Annotated in this window: 14 protein-coding genes and 4 tRNA genes; 4 read left to right on the top strand and 14 right to left on the bottom strand. The window is 30.0% G+C overall.

The genetic code is table 11. The annotated features are described in order from the left end of the window. Nucleotides 1-243 precede the first annotated feature (243 nt). The 9 genes from M6G78_RS06200 to asnS form a co-directional block, all read right to left on the bottom strand. Nucleotides 244-537, bottom strand: coding sequence for a Dabb family protein (locus M6G78_RS06200; protein ID WP_138269748.1), 294 nt, complete (start codon nt 535-537; stop codon nt 244-246). 12 nt (nt 538-549) lie between these two features. Beyond that, on the bottom strand, nt 550-1,377 hold the full coding sequence (locus M6G78_RS06195) for an Mrp/NBP35 family ATP-binding protein (RefSeq protein WP_253229896.1): 828 nt from the start codon (nt 1,375-1,377) through the stop codon (nt 550-552). Nucleotides 1,378-1,498: 121 nt separating this feature from the next. Continuing rightward, a complete protein-coding gene (gene vanT, locus M6G78_RS06190) occupies nt 1,499-2,605 on the bottom strand; it encodes a serine racemase VanT catalytic subunit (protein WP_253229895.1) in 1,107 nt (368 codons plus the stop codon). Continuing rightward, nucleotides 2,592-3,617, bottom strand: a complete 1,026-nt coding sequence (locus tag M6G78_RS06185; RefSeq protein ID WP_253229894.1) for an acyltransferase — start codon at nt 3,615-3,617, stop codon at nt 2,592-2,594. The genes vanT and M6G78_RS06185 overlap by 14 nt, the downstream gene beginning before the upstream one ends. 1 nt (nt 3,618) lies before the next feature. Next, complete coding sequence (locus tag M6G78_RS06180; protein ID WP_253229893.1) at nt 3,619-4,365, bottom strand: D-alanyl-D-alanine carboxypeptidase family protein; 747 nt, start codon at nt 4,363-4,365, stop codon at nt 3,619-3,621. After that, complete coding sequence (vanG, locus tag M6G78_RS06175; protein ID WP_253229892.1) at nt 4,349-5,407, bottom strand: D-alanine--D-serine ligase VanG; 1,059 nt, start codon at nt 5,405-5,407, stop codon at nt 4,349-4,351. Before vanG ends, M6G78_RS06180 begins: the two co-directional genes overlap by 17 nt. A gap of 170 nt (nt 5,408-5,577) precedes the next feature. Next, nucleotides 5,578-6,426, bottom strand: coding sequence for a patatin family protein (locus M6G78_RS06170; protein ID WP_253229891.1), 849 nt, complete (start codon nt 6,424-6,426; stop codon nt 5,578-5,580). A 269-nt stretch (nt 6,427-6,695) separates the two neighbouring features. Then, the gene (locus tag M6G78_RS06165; RefSeq protein WP_253229890.1) at nt 6,696-7,505 is read right to left on the bottom strand and encodes a Cof-type HAD-IIB family hydrolase; all 810 of its coding nucleotides are present in this window, start codon (nt 7,503-7,505) and stop codon (nt 6,696-6,698) included. 14 nt (nt 7,506-7,519) lie between these two features. After that, on the bottom strand, nt 7,520-8,911 hold the full coding sequence (gene asnS / locus M6G78_RS06160) for an asparagine--tRNA ligase (RefSeq protein ID WP_253229889.1): 1,392 nt from the start codon (nt 8,909-8,911) through the stop codon (nt 7,520-7,522). A 239-nt stretch (nt 8,912-9,150) separates the two neighbouring features. Here asnS and M6G78_RS06155 point away from each other — a divergent pair. The 4 genes from M6G78_RS06155 (at nt 9,151) to M6G78_RS06140 (ending at nt 9,504) form a co-directional block, all read left to right on the top strand. Then, a tRNA-Gly gene (locus M6G78_RS06155) sits at nt 9,151-9,224 on the top strand. Nucleotides 9,225-9,238: 14 nt separating this feature from the next. Beyond that, nucleotides 9,239-9,315, top strand: a tRNA-Arg gene (locus M6G78_RS06150). A 31-nt stretch (nt 9,316-9,346) separates the two neighbouring features. Next, a tRNA-His gene (locus M6G78_RS06145) sits at nt 9,347-9,423 on the top strand. Nucleotides 9,424-9,429: 6 nt separating this feature from the next. Beyond that, nucleotides 9,430-9,504: transfer RNA gene (locus M6G78_RS06140), tRNA-Gln, on the top strand. Between the two features lie 232 nt (nt 9,505-9,736). On the opposite strand, the gene rpoN is transcribed toward M6G78_RS06140, so the two are convergent. The 5 genes from rpoN to M6G78_RS06115 all read right to left on the bottom strand — a co-directional run bounded on the left by rpoN (nt 9,737) and on the right by M6G78_RS06115 (nt 15,390). Continuing rightward, nucleotides 9,737-11,101 (bottom strand): RNA polymerase factor sigma-54, encoded by a 1,365-nt coding sequence (gene rpoN / locus M6G78_RS06135; protein WP_253229888.1) that lies wholly within the window; start codon nt 11,099-11,101, stop codon nt 9,737-9,739. Nucleotides 11,102-11,283: 182 nt separating this feature from the next. Beyond that, nucleotides 11,284-12,336, bottom strand: coding sequence for a zinc-binding dehydrogenase (locus tag M6G78_RS06130; protein ID WP_138268286.1), 1,053 nt, complete (start codon nt 12,334-12,336; stop codon nt 11,284-11,286). A gap of 27 nt (nt 12,337-12,363) precedes the next feature. After that, a complete protein-coding gene (locus M6G78_RS06125; RefSeq protein WP_138268285.1) occupies nt 12,364-13,527 on the bottom strand; it encodes an iron-containing alcohol dehydrogenase in 1,164 nt (387 codons plus the stop codon). A 42-nt stretch (nt 13,528-13,569) separates the two neighbouring features. Continuing rightward, the gene (locus M6G78_RS06120; protein ID WP_138268284.1) at nt 13,570-14,448 is read right to left on the bottom strand and encodes a class II fructose-bisphosphate aldolase; all 879 of its coding nucleotides are present in this window, start codon (nt 14,446-14,448) and stop codon (nt 13,570-13,572) included. Nucleotides 14,449-14,508: 60 nt separating this feature from the next. Beyond that, nucleotides 14,509-15,390, bottom strand: coding sequence for a PTS system mannose/fructose/sorbose family transporter subunit IID (locus M6G78_RS06115; protein ID WP_138268283.1), 882 nt, complete (start codon nt 15,388-15,390; stop codon nt 14,509-14,511). Between the last annotated feature and the right edge of the window lie 12 nt (nt 15,391-15,402).

Below are 15,402 nucleotides of genomic sequence, written 5' to 3'. Positions count from 1 at the left end.
TTTTCTCTTTTATTCTTTTGTCTTATTATCTCGCCGCCTCTTTCAGAGTCAGCTGAATTATAATACCACATACTCAATCTCTTGTCAACTACTTTTTTAACTTTTTTTGTCATTTTTTTTCATTGACTTCTTCTCGTATGCTTATCCAGCTATCCGCTCGAAACAGCTTTGTTATATTATCACTTTATTCCTTAACTGTCAATACCTTTTTTACATTTTTTTACAGTTTTTTTTACAAAAAATCTATTCAATGACATAATCTACTGCCACACTAGTTTCTCTCACCTTGTGCATATAGCTTTTTACAACATCACAATGATATGGATCTTTTTGATATTCATCTAAAGCTTCTTTTGAATCCAATACAACCTCTAATATTAAATCATAAGATCTTTCAGAATGGAGAAAGTCTATTCCTACATTTATATCTTTTATTAATGATACATGATCTTTCATAGACATAAGAGTTTCTTTAGCCATTCTGCATGCCTTTTCACTATTATCTTTTAACTTAAAGCAAACTATATGTTTTATCATTTTATACACCCTTTACAGATTTTTTAATTTTTCAACTGCTTTATCAACATATTGTTTATCAAGCTGTTCAATTTTACCTTCATCGCATTTTTTAGCAATTTCAGGATCAATTGGAATATTTGCAAGAACTTCTAATCCATATTTTTTAGCAACTTCATCAACATGACTTTCGCCAAATACACTTATTTTTTCATGACAGTTTGGACATTCAATGTAACTCATATTTTCAACAAGTCCAAGAACATTGATATTCATCATTTCGGCCATATTAACAGCTTTTTCAACAATCATAGAAACAAGCTCTTGAGGAGATGTAACAATCACAATTCCATCAACAGGAATTGTTTGAAAAACAGTTAAAGGAACATCACCTGTTCCGGGAGGCATATCAACAAACATATAGTCAACATCTTCCCAAATTATATCAGTCCAAAATTGACCAACAGCTCCTGCAATAACAGGCCCTCTCCAAACAACAGGTTTTGTATCATCTTCCAAAAGAAGATTTATTGACATAATATCAACTCCACCTTCACTCTTCTTAGGGTATGCACCTTCTTTCGTTGCATAAACGCTACCGCTTACACCAAATATTTTAGGAATTGAAGGTCCTGTAATATCAGCATCAAGTATCCCTACATTGTATCCAGCCTTTTTCATGTTTGATGCAAGTAAAGATGTAACTAAAGACTTACCGACACCGCCTTTACCGCTTACAACTCCAATTACCTTTTTTATATTGCTTTTTTTATGAGGTTTTACAAGAAAATCCTCTTTTGTTTGTTTTCTTGATGAACAATTTGCACTGCAAGTTGAACAATCATGTGAACATTCACTCATTACAATATTACCTCTTTAATTTATTTTTTCATTTTCATAACATTATAGCACTAATACTTTGTTTTTTATACATATAAAACGAAATTTAGAAATAAATTAAAAATTAAACATATAAAATACATTATATAATCACTCTTGATACTCTTTTCGACAAACGACTTACAATTTCATTTGAAATTGTACCTCCCACATCTGCCATATCCATTGCACTTAGATTTTCACCTATTAAAACAACCTCATCTCCAATCTTAACCTCATTTATATTACTTACATCAACAAAAAGCTGATCCATACAAATTCGCCCAACTATTTTTGCTTTTCTGCCACATATCAAAACATACCCTTTATTTGAAAGGTTTCTTGGAATACCATCTGCATACCCTATACAAATAACTGCTATTTTCATTTTTTTATCTGCTTTAAAATCAAGTCCATACCCAAGTCTTTCACTAACACCAATATCTCTAACAAGCTCTACTCTGGACTTCAACGTCATAACACATTTAAGATTAATATCACACAAAACTTTATCTTTACTTTTGCTGTAAATACCATAAAGAGCAATACCTATTCTTACATAATCATATTTTAAATTTGGGTAATTCAAAACTCCATAACTTCCTTGAATATGATATTTTAAATCCTTATATCCTCTTTTCGTTAAAAACTTTCTAACTTTTTCAAATCGCTTTATCTGAAGTTTTGTAAACATAATATCATTCTTATTTAAACTATCACTTACACATAAATGACTAAACACACCTTCAACAATTAAATGTTTTAAACGTAGTATATCTAAAATACTATTAACAGAAGAAAAACTCTCTCCAAGCCTATGCATACCTGTATCCACTGCAATATGAACCCTAATATCTATTTTAATGTTATTAAGCATTAAAGCATATTCATAATTAATAACAGTCTGAGTTAAATCATATAATTTAATAAGATATGCAAAACTTACATCTGTATACCCAAGAATCAATATAGTCCCGGCTATACCACTTTTACGGAGTCTTATACCTTCATCCAAACTCGCTACACAAAAATCATATACACCCGCTTCATTTAAAATACTTGCAACTTCAACATCTCCATGACCATACGCATTAGCTTTTATTGCAGGCATCAATTTACAACTACTTCCCACTATTTTTCTAAATTGGTTTACATTATAAATTAAATTATTTCGATTTATTTCCATCCAAGCTCTTTTATAATTTTCCATTTATTAGCCCTCTATAAGAAAATAATTTCCTAACACTTTCAGAAAACAAATAAGAAAAAATGCAAACCAATATATAAAATAACATCGAGTTATTTATTACAATATTTAATAATACAATATTTTTTAATATGAACCTGCATAAAACAATTATAAAAGGATGAATTATATAAACATACATAGACAAACTTCTTAATGTTTTTTTATTCTCTATATTAAAACTCAAAATAAAAGAGAATAAAAACACAACTAAAGGAACAAGAAAAATATACATACTGGAATGCCTTTGTAAATTTACATTTCTAAGCATCATCCCTTCAATTAAAAGAAATATAATAGATAAAGTCAGCCCATAAATATTTACACTTCTTTTTAAAACCTTCTTTCTATCTCTAAATAAAACACCTATCATTAAAAATATTGGTGCATAAAAAATACCGTTTCTTGTATAGTCAAAAAATTTAAAAAGAAAATCATAAAAACACTTTATGTATTTTACATTATACATAACTCCATAGTAACCATCTCCCAAAAGTCCCATAACATATAAAATCAACGTTATTACAAAAACCTGCTTTAAATCAAATTTTTTACTTAAAATAAATATCAATATACTTCCTATAATGACAGATGGCATATACCATAAATGATAAAATGTTCCGTCAAATAAAAACATTTTTAAAATACTGCCTATACTTTTAATATCTTCAAAACTATCGGCATACAAATTTATTGGAATATATAATAATGTTGCAAGCAAATATAAAACAACAATTCTCTTTATAAAAGCCATTAATATATTTACACCATTAGAATATGTTAACACTTTATAAAGAACAAAATACCCTGATACCATTAAAAAAAACGGTACTGCAACACGAAACAATACATATGTAATATAAAAATCAAGACTTTCATTAAAAGAAGATAATGGAGAGATATGTATTGCAACAACCATAAACGCAGCAATTAACTTAAAAATATCAATTCCGCCATACCCTATTCTTTTTTCCATTTTAACTTCTCCAAAGAGTAACAATAAAACCGTCAATATTGTTACCTGATATCGTATAAGAAATATTATCGGGTATATCTATATATCCGTCCTTTTCAAATGGAACATAAAATATTTCTATCAAATTATTAATGTCACTATAAAACAAACTTTTTTCTTTATGTTTAAAAGATTTAACATATTCGATATACTCTTCCAAACACAATTTTTCTTTTTCCATAATTAAAGAATGCGGATATCCAACATATCTAAAATGCCAAGGTTCATAAGATATTCCAGTTATTTTTTCTTTATTCCTTTTATACCTTTCTATAAAACCATATTTAACGGCTCTTTGTTTAAAAATTTTAAAAATCCCGCTATTTGGAAAATCAGGTCTTATAAAATCAACATCTTCACATCTTTTACCTATATCAATAGCAAGCCCTGTTTGATGTTCACTACACATAGGATAAGCTACATATTTATTTGTAAAATTAACACCATTTTCTTTTATAGAACTTTCATAAATATTTTCTTGTTCTGTCAAAGTTCTAAAACCGCTTACGTATACAAATTCATCTTTAACACCAATATCAAAAAGAAGTTCTTTAAGCATAAATGCCATTTTACTTTTTATATAAATACCATTTTCAAAATCTATATTTTTCATACCAGACTTTAAAGGTTCATTTTTTAAAGGGTAGTTTCTATTTACTAAAACCAGTTCACCGTCATAAACCATATCATTATTAATAAATAGTTTCATCACCGCCACCCATTTCAATAAGTGTATTTACAATTGCATCAAAATTTATACCTACACCTTTTAACATATTTGGATATCTGCTATGAAGGGTAAATCCGGGAATGGTATTTATTTCATTAAAATATATGTTGTTATTTTTATCTATAAACATATCAACTCTTGCAAAATCTTTGCAGTCTAAAATTTTATATATTTTTTCTGCTAAAGCTAAAACTTCTTTTTCAAGTTCATTATTTATTCTTGCAGGTAAGTGAATTATTGATTTTTCCAGAGTGTATTTTTCGTTATAATCAAAGAACTTCCCTCCGGTTTCTATTTCATCTATCAAACCTGTAACAATTTTTTTATTACCAAGAATAGCTACCCCTACTTCAAACCCATCAATATTTTCTTCAATTACAACTTTATCATCATAACGAAAAGCTTCCTTTAATGCTTTATATAATCTTTCTTCACTTATTACTTTAGTAATACCAAAAGACGATCCTGATTTTAAAGGTTTTATAAACACAGGAAAGCCTACATCATCAATAAAATTTAAATTTTTATCTCTATCCTTAATATCATCTATCAATATACTACTTGGAACTTTACACCCAAAAGCTTCAACTAGTTTATGAGCTCTATATTTATCCATACATAATGAAGAAGACAACACACCGCACCCAACAAAAGGAATACCTGTAAATTCTAAAAGACCTTGTATTGTTCCATCTTCTCCGTTCTTTCCGTGAAGAACGGGAAAAACAACGTCTATATGTTTAAAATAAACCTTATCTTCTTTTATATAATTAATCCCATTTGCATCCTTAGCCATAGGAAGAAAAACTTTATAACAAGTTTCATCATCAAACCATCTATCATCTTTTATTAGATTCACATCACCTTCATACAAATAACAATTTCCATTTTTCTTTATTCCAAGTAAATGAATATTATATTTATCTTTATTGATTGACTTAATAACATAGTAAGCACTTTCCAAAGAAACTTTATACTCAAATGAAGCTCCTCCGAAAACAACTAAAACATCTTTTTTCATAAATTCCACCTTCTAAAAATAATATAAAACTTTGCAAAGTATGTAGTAATTCTGTAATATCATTATAAATTTTTAAAAGAATAAAATCTTGAAGCCTAGTTTAAGATGTTATTAAATTTTTTTAATAGTTATTAAGAAAAATTAATAAAAAAAGAACCATAAGGTTCTTTTTAATTAGATATAAAGTTTAATAGTTTATCACAAGCTTTTTTTGCATCATTATAACCAAGATTATACAATGCCTCAAGTTTATCTTTATTTTTTTCAAGTCTTGTTATATCCAAACTTTCGCTTGGTCTTATAACAAAAACATTTCCCTTTTCCTCTTCTTCCTTAATTTTATTTAATGAATTATTATAATTAATATGTCTGTTTGCCATTGAATTTATAAAATTTGGATATTTTTTATATTTTATTTTCATTATAGGCAAAAGCTTATTTTTTTCTTTTCTATATCCATTAGGCTGAGTAAGCACAACAACGTTTTTTTCATTTCCATCTTTTATTGCTTTCTCAATAGGAATAGAATCTGCTATCCCTCCGTCAAGATATTCTTTCCCATCAACCTTAATAATTCTTGCAAGCAGTGGAAGAGAACTGGAAGCTCTGACATAAATAATATCTTTATCCATATCTTTAAGTTTTATATATTCAGCCTCCCCGGTCTTCATATTTGTAACAACAGAATATAAATTTCCTTTATATTCTTCAAAAGTTTTTTTATCAAAAGGATATAATTTGTTTGGAATATCTTCATATACCATTTTTACCCCAAAATAATCCCCTGTTGTAACAAGACTATAAAAACTCGCATACCTCTTATCATCAAGATAATCAACATTTACCCTGTAAGCCCTGTCTCTTTGTTTTGCAAGATAGGAACAAGCATGACAAATCCCTGCAGAAACTCCATAAGTATTTTCAAAATATATATCTTTATCAATAAAAAAATCCAAAACACCTGCAGTATAGACACCTCTCATACCGCCGCCTTCAAGAACAAGTCCACCTTTATACATAGCTACCTCCACGTTTGTTCTTATACTTTAACAGATATTATAACACCATTCTTTCATCTTTCAAACAACATAGAAACTTTTAAATTCAAAATATTTTATAATATCTTTTCCATAAATTTTATACATAATAATGTAATTTCAAGCATTAACATTATTAAAATCTAATATTTAATTACTCATTCAAACTTAGCTCTGTTTATATAAAGGAATTAATATACACTTATATAAGTTTAATTTAAGTATAATAAAAAAGGAGCATTACGCTCCTTTTAAAACATTCCCGTATACAACGTTCTCTCTATTATATTTTCTATAACATAACATACGGGATCGTTATTATTATCAAGATCCAAAACAACATCACTTGCTTCTTTTAGTTTTTTACTGCCGTTTGCAACACTTACACCAAGCGTAGCATTTTCAATTAAAGGAAGATCATTGTCACTATCTCCCACTGCGATAATTTCTTCTTCTTTTACATTTAATTTATCGGCAACTTCCATTAATGTAACAAACTTATCTATTCCTTTAGGATAAAAATCTATCAAAACCCTGTAAGAAACACATCCCGTTATTGTTTCATATTTCTTTGACAAAATCCTTTCTACATCCTCTTCTGTTTCATAATATGCACAAATTTTAAATGGATTTGGAACATCTAAAATATCTTTTAACTTGATAAAATGAGCATCACCATTATTTGGACGCATTGTAGTAACGCAACTTTTATCTTCAGTTTCATACCACATTCCCATTTCATTTGTAACCACAAAAGATTTACATGTTTTTCTCAAATGTTCTACAAGACGTTTGTAATCTTCTTTATCAAAAACTTTTATAAAGTTTACTTCTCCCTTTGTATTAAAATAACTTATACCATTATCCGCAACATGATAACAATTATCAAGTTCAAGACTTTCGGCAATAGGAAGTACACCTTTATAATATCTTCCGCTTGATAAAACAACATACACACCTAAATCTTTACATTTTTTTATCGCATCTACGGTCTTTGGTGTTACTTGTTTTTTATCATTAAATAATGTTCCATCTATATCCAGCGCTAAAATTTTATACATATTTATCCCCTATCTTAAAATTTTGCATTATTTACTGTTCTTGGGAAAGGAATAACGTCTCTTATGTTTTTCATTCCTGAAAGATACATAACAAGTCTTTCAAATCCTAGTCCAAAACCGGCGTGTTTTACTCCTCCATATCTTCTAAGGTCTAAATACCACTGCATACTTTCCTTGTTCATTCCAAGTTCATCCATTCTGTTTTCCAAAATATCAAGTCTTTCTTCTCTTTGACTTCCTCCGATAATTTCACCAACGCCCGGAACTAACAAGTCTACGGCAGCAACTGTTTTATTATCATCATTCATTCTCATATAGAAAGCTTTTATTTCTTTTGGATAATCTGTAACAAAAACAGGAGCTTTAAAATGCTTTTCTGTCAAATATCTTTCATGTTCTGTTTGAAGATCAAGTCCCCACTCAACAGGGTACTCAAATTTTTCTTTTGCATTTTTCAAAATTTCAATAGCTTCGGTATAAGTAATTCTTTTAAATGTTGAATTAACTATACCTTCAAGTCTTTCAATAAGTCCTTTATCTATAAATTTATTGAAAAATTCAATTTCATTTTTTGCTTTATCAAGTGCATAACTTATAACATATTTCATCATATCTTCTGCCAAATTCATATCATCATTTAAATCAGCAAAAGCAATTTCAGGTTCTACCATCCAAAATTCAGCAGCATGACGAGGAGTATTTGAATTTTCAGCTCTAAAAGTAGGACCAAAAGTATATACATTTTTAAATGCCATAGCATAAGCTTCTGCTTGCAATTGTCCTGATACTGTCAAATATGTTTCAGCAGAGAAGAAGTCTTTTGTATAATCAATATTATTTTCATCATTTAAAGGTGGATTTTTCATATCAAGTGTAGTAACTTGGAACATTTCACCGGCACCTTCACAGTCACTTGCAGTAATTAAAGGAGTATTAACATAAACGAAGTCTCTTGTTTGGAAAAATTCATGTATTGCATATGCAAGTAATGAACGAAGCCTAAATACTGCATTAAAGCTGTTTCCTCTTGGTCTTAAATGAGCAATCTCTCTCATATATTCAAAAGTATGTCTTTTCTTTTGAAGAGGATAAGAGTTATCACTATCTGCAAGAAGAGTAACGCTAGTTGCTTTTATTTCAAAATCCTGTTTCATATCAGGAGTAACATTTAATATTCCCACAACCTTAACACCGCTGCAAGCATGAAATTTTGTTACCTCATCATAGTTTTCGATTTTATCTTTTTCTATAACAACCTGTACGTTTTTAAAATTGGTTCCATCGTTTATTTCCATAAAACCAAATTGATTTGAAGAACGAATTGTTCTAACCCATCCGTCGACAATAACTTCTTTACCGTCATACATATTATAGTTTTCAAATAAATGCTTTGTATTTATTTCCATAAATATTCTCCTTAAATCCCTAATTTATTTTATTATATCATAATTTATAATAAATAAAATTAAATTTACACCACATATATTTATTAATGAATAAAACCCTTTTATAATAGGCAAAAACACTCTTTCATATTCGTGTATAATTTAATAAAAAAGAAATATTTAAAAATATTAAATATTTTTTTAAAAACGTGTTGACAAGATTAAAAATATGGGGTATACTATTTAAGCATTTGTGAGATGCGGGTGTAGCTCAGTGGTAGAGCCCTGGCCTTCCAAGCCAGTCGCGAGGGTTCGATTCCCTTCACCCGCTCCATTAATTTAAAATATGCGCCTGTAGCTCAGCAGGATAGAGCAACGGCCTTCTAAGCCGTGTGTCAGGGGTTCGAATCCCTTCAGGCGCGCCATAAAAACAAAAATAAACTTTGATGTTTGATGGTGATTGTAGCTCAGCTGGTTAGAGCGCTGGATTGTGGCTCCAGAGGCCGTGGGTTCGAATCCCATCTTTCACCCCAGAACACAGGGGTATAGCCAAGTCGGTAAGGCAACGGACTTTGACTCCGTGATCGTAGGTTCGAGTCCTGCTACCCCTGCCAAGCAGATAATTAATCGAATGAGCAATCATTCGATTTTTTTATTTTATATTTGTTTTTATTTTTACTTGATAAATATATTTTGTTGGTATATCATATTTTATAAATATAGGGGTATCGCCAAGTTGGTAAGGCAATAGATTCTGGCTCTATTATTCGCGGGTTCGAGTCCTGCTACCCCCGCCATAAAAAATCAAAACTTTTTTATAAAAAAGCAGAAGTAAAACTTCTGCTTTTAATCTTTTCTCCTTATTTTAGTTGAAGGTATCCCCATTTCTCCCCTATATTTATTAACGGTTCTTCTTGAAATTGCATACCCTTTTTCCTTTAACATTTTAGATATATTTTCATCACTAAAAGGCTTGTTTTTATCTTCCTTTTCGATAATGATTTTTATTTGATTTTTTATTTCATCATCAGTGCATTCATTTGCATTTAATTCGCTGTTACCGCCAACTGTCTGTTTGAAAAAGGACTTAAGAGGAAATACACCTCTTTTTGTTTCTACATATTTTTCATTTACTATCCTGCTTACGGTAGAAACATTTATATCACACTCATTTGCTATATCAGACATTTTTAGAGGTTTTAAATTGCCATTTTGTAGAAATTCACCTTGAACCTTAAATATAGCCTTAGTAACCTTAAGCATATTTTCTTTTCGTTTTTTTACTGCACTTATTATAAACAAAGCCTTATCATAATGTTCTTTATAGAAACTCGATAAATCCTTGTCATTTGAAAAACGACTCATTTCTATTAAAGAACTTTTATCCATTTGTATTGAAGGAGTGTTATCTTCAATTAAAGATACTATAACTTTCCCGTTCTTTTCAAAGACCCTAAGCTCAGGATATATGTATAAATTATTATCATCTTCAATAAACTCACTTGCTATATTCAAGTTACAAGACTTTATATCTTCTATCAAATCATTAATATAATCTATGTCAAAACCTGTTTTTAAATGTATTGAATTTATTTTACCATAAGCTATATTTTCCATATAGCTGTTTAATAGTATAGAATGTTCTTCTTTATAAATTCCTTTTTCTTTAAGTTGTATTTCGATTCTCTCAATTGGGCTTTTAGCACAGACACCACAAGGAGAAAAAGACTGTAAAATATTTATATATCTAATAATACTTTCTTCTTTTAAAGATAAAACAGAACTTACTGCTTTAGTATCTATATTCAAGTATCCTTTTGAGTCAACATCATTTATTAAATATTCCAAATAAAACTTATCGTCTTTATTTATATCTAAAAGCCCTACTTGAAATAATAAATTTTCTTTTAAAGTCTGTCCTGATAAATCCTTTGCAATACTTTCGTTAAATCCGCTGTTAGAAGTGAAAACATAAGAGTTCCCGTCATCTTCCTCGCTTTTTGTTATTATAGATTCTTCCCTTTCCATAGATCCTGTAATATCTTTTTTTATGGGATTTTCATATTCTATAAAAATATTCAAATCAGCCTCATTTTCTATAAAAGAAGTGAGTTCAAAGACATTAAAATGTAAAAGTTGTATAGCCTGTTTCATTTCATGTGTCATTACTAGCTGCTGCTTTTGTTTTTGAGATTGCTCTAACTTTATCATAAGCCTTTCCTCCTAATACCATATATAACATATATTAAAATTTATTGCTACAAAATTAATTATAAAAACACACCAATTATTTACATAAGTTTATAACAGCACCAAAAGGAACTATTTTACATAGTTCCTTTGACAATTTTAATTTTAAAGTATTTATTATTTTTATTCGAACATTTTTATAATTAATCTTGAAGTAGTACGCTTACTCTATACATACCAGGTTTTGAAGCCATTTCAAAGGCTTTTTGCACATCATCAAGTTTAAATTTAGTTGGCTCAATAATTTTTGAAACATCTACGCTTCTATCACTTAACATTCTTCCAGCTGTGAAGAAATCAATTGAATCTGCTGCAAATGTACCGATTAGTTCAAGTCTCTTATAATGAACTAAGTTTGAATCAAACTCAAGCTGTGGAGCAGGATATCCGGCAGCAAAGAATAATACTCTTCCGTCTGTTGGTTTTAACATTTCAATAGCTTGATTATTTGCAAGTGTTAAACCTACAGCAACGATAACTGCATCGGCGCCTACACCGCCTGTAAGTTTTTTTACTTCTTCCACTGGATCACAGTTACCTGCATCGATAACTTCAAAGCCCATAGCTTTAGCAGTTTCAAGTTTCTTTTCCATTACTTCTGAAACAATAACTCTACATCCGTTTGCTTTTGCAGCCTGTGCATTAACAAGTCCCATTGTACCTGCACCTATGATTACTACATTTTCCATAGGTTTTACTCTTAATTTTTTAAGTCCTTTTACAACAGTTGCCAATGGTTCAAGGAAAGCAGCTTCGCTAGGAGATAAATCTTTACTTACTTTGATAACGCTTCTTGCATTTCTAACAGCATAATTTGCAAAACCAAAAGCACCTAAATAACCATCTTCTGTTCTTCCTGTTATAGAAGTATCACTGCAATGTAAAACATCACCTTTTCTACAAGATTCACATTCTCCGCATCCATCATAAGCCATTGCAACTCTGTCTCCGATTTCAAAATCCATTACTTTTTTGCCTTTTGCTACGATTGTACCAGAGCCTTCATGACCGCCTGCCATAGGATAGCCTTGATGTTCTCTAAGTCCTAACCATTGACCATAGTCTGTTGTACATATATTACAAGCTTCTTGTTTAATTAAAACTTGTCTATCTCCAAGTTCAGGTAAAGGTCTTGTTCTAACTTCTGCATGCCCTTTTTCTGTTAAAACTGAAAATTTCATTTCTTTTATGTCCATTTTATTTCTCCTTTTTACCATATAATTTTATTCTAAAGCACTTTTATAAATACTTATTACATCTTCTTTGCTTAGTGAAACGAATCCGCCTACATTACCGTTCTTTGTGCATTTTTCTGCCATTTCAACGATTTTTTCATCCCCTACGTTTACGTCTTTTAAACATGTAGGTTGTCCAACTGATTCAAAGAATTCTTTTGTTTTTGCAATACCTGCAAGAGCTGTTTCTTCAGGATCATCATAGTTTTGTCTGATTCCCCAAACCTCTACTGCATATCTTACAAAACGCATTACATCATGTTTATATACATATTTCATCCAATAAGGAAGAATAAGAGCAAGTGTTGTTCCGTGAGTAATTTTATATTCACCGCTAAGTTCATGACCTATCATATGAGCCCCCCAGCATTCGTCTCTGCCTACTCCTAAAATTCCGTTATGAGCAATTGTTCCAGCCCACATTATTTCTGCTCTTGCTTCATAATCTTTTGGATTTTTTAAAACTTTATATACATTGTCAATAATTGTTTTAATTGTGCTTTCACATAATCTATCAGTAAATTCAACATGTTTTGTGTTTGTAAAATATCTTTCAAAAACATGAGATATAATATCTACACAACCTGCTGTTGTTTGGAATGGAGGAAGAGAATATGTAAGTTCAGGATTCATAACTGCAAATACAGGTCTCATTCTTACATCATCAATGGCTCTTTTAGAATTACCGTTTGTTAAAATAGAAGATATACTTGATTCACTTCCAGTTCCAGGAATTGTAAGAACAACACCTACTGGCAAAGTATCGTTTATTGTTCCAACTCCTTCATAAATATCCCATACATCACCATCATAGAAAATACCTATACCAATTGATTTTGCAGTATCTATAACACTTCCGCCACCCACTGCCAAAATAAAATCAATGTTTTCTTTTTTACAAATGTCAATACCTTCTCTTACAAGTTCAACTTCGGGATTTGCTTTAACACCGCTTAATTCTATAAATTCTAAATTTTCTTCATTTAAAGAATTTACAACAGAATCGTATAAACCGGTTGTTTTTAAATAATCCCCGCCGTCATTTACAAATAAGACTTTTTTACCATATTGTTTTATTTCACTACCTACAGTTTTTTCGGTTTCTTTACCGAAAATAAACTTAGTATCACATAAAAAATTAAAGTTGTTCATAATATCTCCTTATATAGTTTATTTTAATCAATTTTTTATAAATTAAGCTTTTCCGTTTGAACCAAAAAGTTTAATGTAATGTTCTAAAGATTCAACAAAACCATCTTTTGCGGCAATTGAAATATCGCATAAATTAGCTTTTAAGTTACCAAATTCACCTTTTGAACCGTCTTGTTTCATACCGTCCCAATCAAAGTCAAGATATTTAACCATTGCATTTAATGCTGCTGTACTTAAGTCTGTAAATAAGTTAACTTTTTGAATACCTGTTTGTACTGCTTTTTGTAAGTTATCATCTCCTGTACCTGAACCACCATGTAATACAAGAGGAATATCAATTGATTTACTTAAATCATCTAATAATTCAAACTCTAAATGTGGAGTTCCCTTATATGTACCATGTGATGTTCCAACTGCAACAGCAAGACAATCAACACCTGTTAGGTCAATATATCTTAAAGCATCTTCTTTTTTTGTAAGACCAGCATCTCTTGTTTGCTCATATTCAAAGCCTTGTCCTACATGCCCAAGTTCAGCTTCAACAGAAACATCAGCACCATGGGCAATTTTTACAACTTCTTTTACTTCTCTTACATTTTCATCAAATTCAAGAGTTGATCTATCTATCATTACAGATGTGAAACCATATTTAATCGCATGAACAATCTCTTCAAAAGGACCGCCATGATCTAAGTTTAATGCTGCAACAACATGTGGGTATTTTCTTTCATAAAATCTTACGATATCCGCAGTTTCTTCAAGGAAAGGAAGTCCGGCACAATCTAAAATAATTGGAGAGTTTAATTTATCAGCAGCCTCGTAACAAGCTTTTACACTAATATCGTTATAAACATTTGGCGCCGCAACCCCATACTTTCCTTCTTTGGCTTTCTTTAAAATTTCATCCATTCTGACTAACATATCCGTCTAAATCCTCCTAAAAATTCATCTAATTTATCTATTATTTATATATGTATCTATTTAAAATAATCCTATCATTGCACCTAAAATTGATATTGCAACTATACCGATTGAAATAAGTCCATATTTTTGTGTTTTATTTTTAAGAATGTAATAAATACCAAATACAACACCAAGAGGTAATAATCCAGGAGCAATACTATCCAAGATACCTTGAATTGTCATTTCCGTGCCGCCAACTGTAAAGGCTATTGGAATAGTCAATTTAACGTAACTTGATGCTAAAGCACCCATCATGAATAACCCTAAAATAGCTGTACCTGAAATAAGTTCATTAATCCAACCAGATTGAAGAATATTCTTAACTGATTCTTTTCCAAGTTTGTATCCCATATTCCATAAATATTTACCAATTAAGAATGTAATGATTGTGAATACAAATGGAATAATCGCACCAAGAATACTACCTGTTATACCGAAAGTAACCGCAATACCTGCAATAATTGTTTTTAATGTGCCCCAGTCAATGGTATCTCCAATACCTGCAAGAGGTCCCATTAAGCCGGTTTTAATACCTGTAATTGCATTTTCTCTCATTTCTCTATCACCGTCATGAAGTTCTTCTTCCATGGCAATAGCCATACCGTGAATAGGTGTTCCCCATGTACCTTGAGTATTAAAGAAGTTTAAGTGATTTTTCAAAGCATAACTTAAATCTTCTTTTTTCTTATATAACTTTTTAAGAATTGGTATCATTGAATAACAAAATGGAATACCTTGCATTCTTTCATATGAGCTTGCAACTTCAACGTCAACCCACCATCTAAAAAATGCTTTATTAATATCTTTTTGTGTTATTTTTTCTGCTTGTTCTTCTTTATTTTCAACAACTTCATTAACTTCTTCGTTAACTAAATTTTTTTCCATATTTTCTTGTTTCATTTTAATCTCCTT

The sequence above is a fragment of the Anaerofustis sp. NSJ-163 genome (assembly GCF_024135845.1).
Taxonomy (GTDB): domain Bacteria; phylum Bacillota; class Clostridia; order Eubacteriales; family Anaerofustaceae; genus Anaerofustis; species Anaerofustis butyriciformans.
This window is presented reverse-complemented; position numbering and strand designations above follow the sequence as displayed.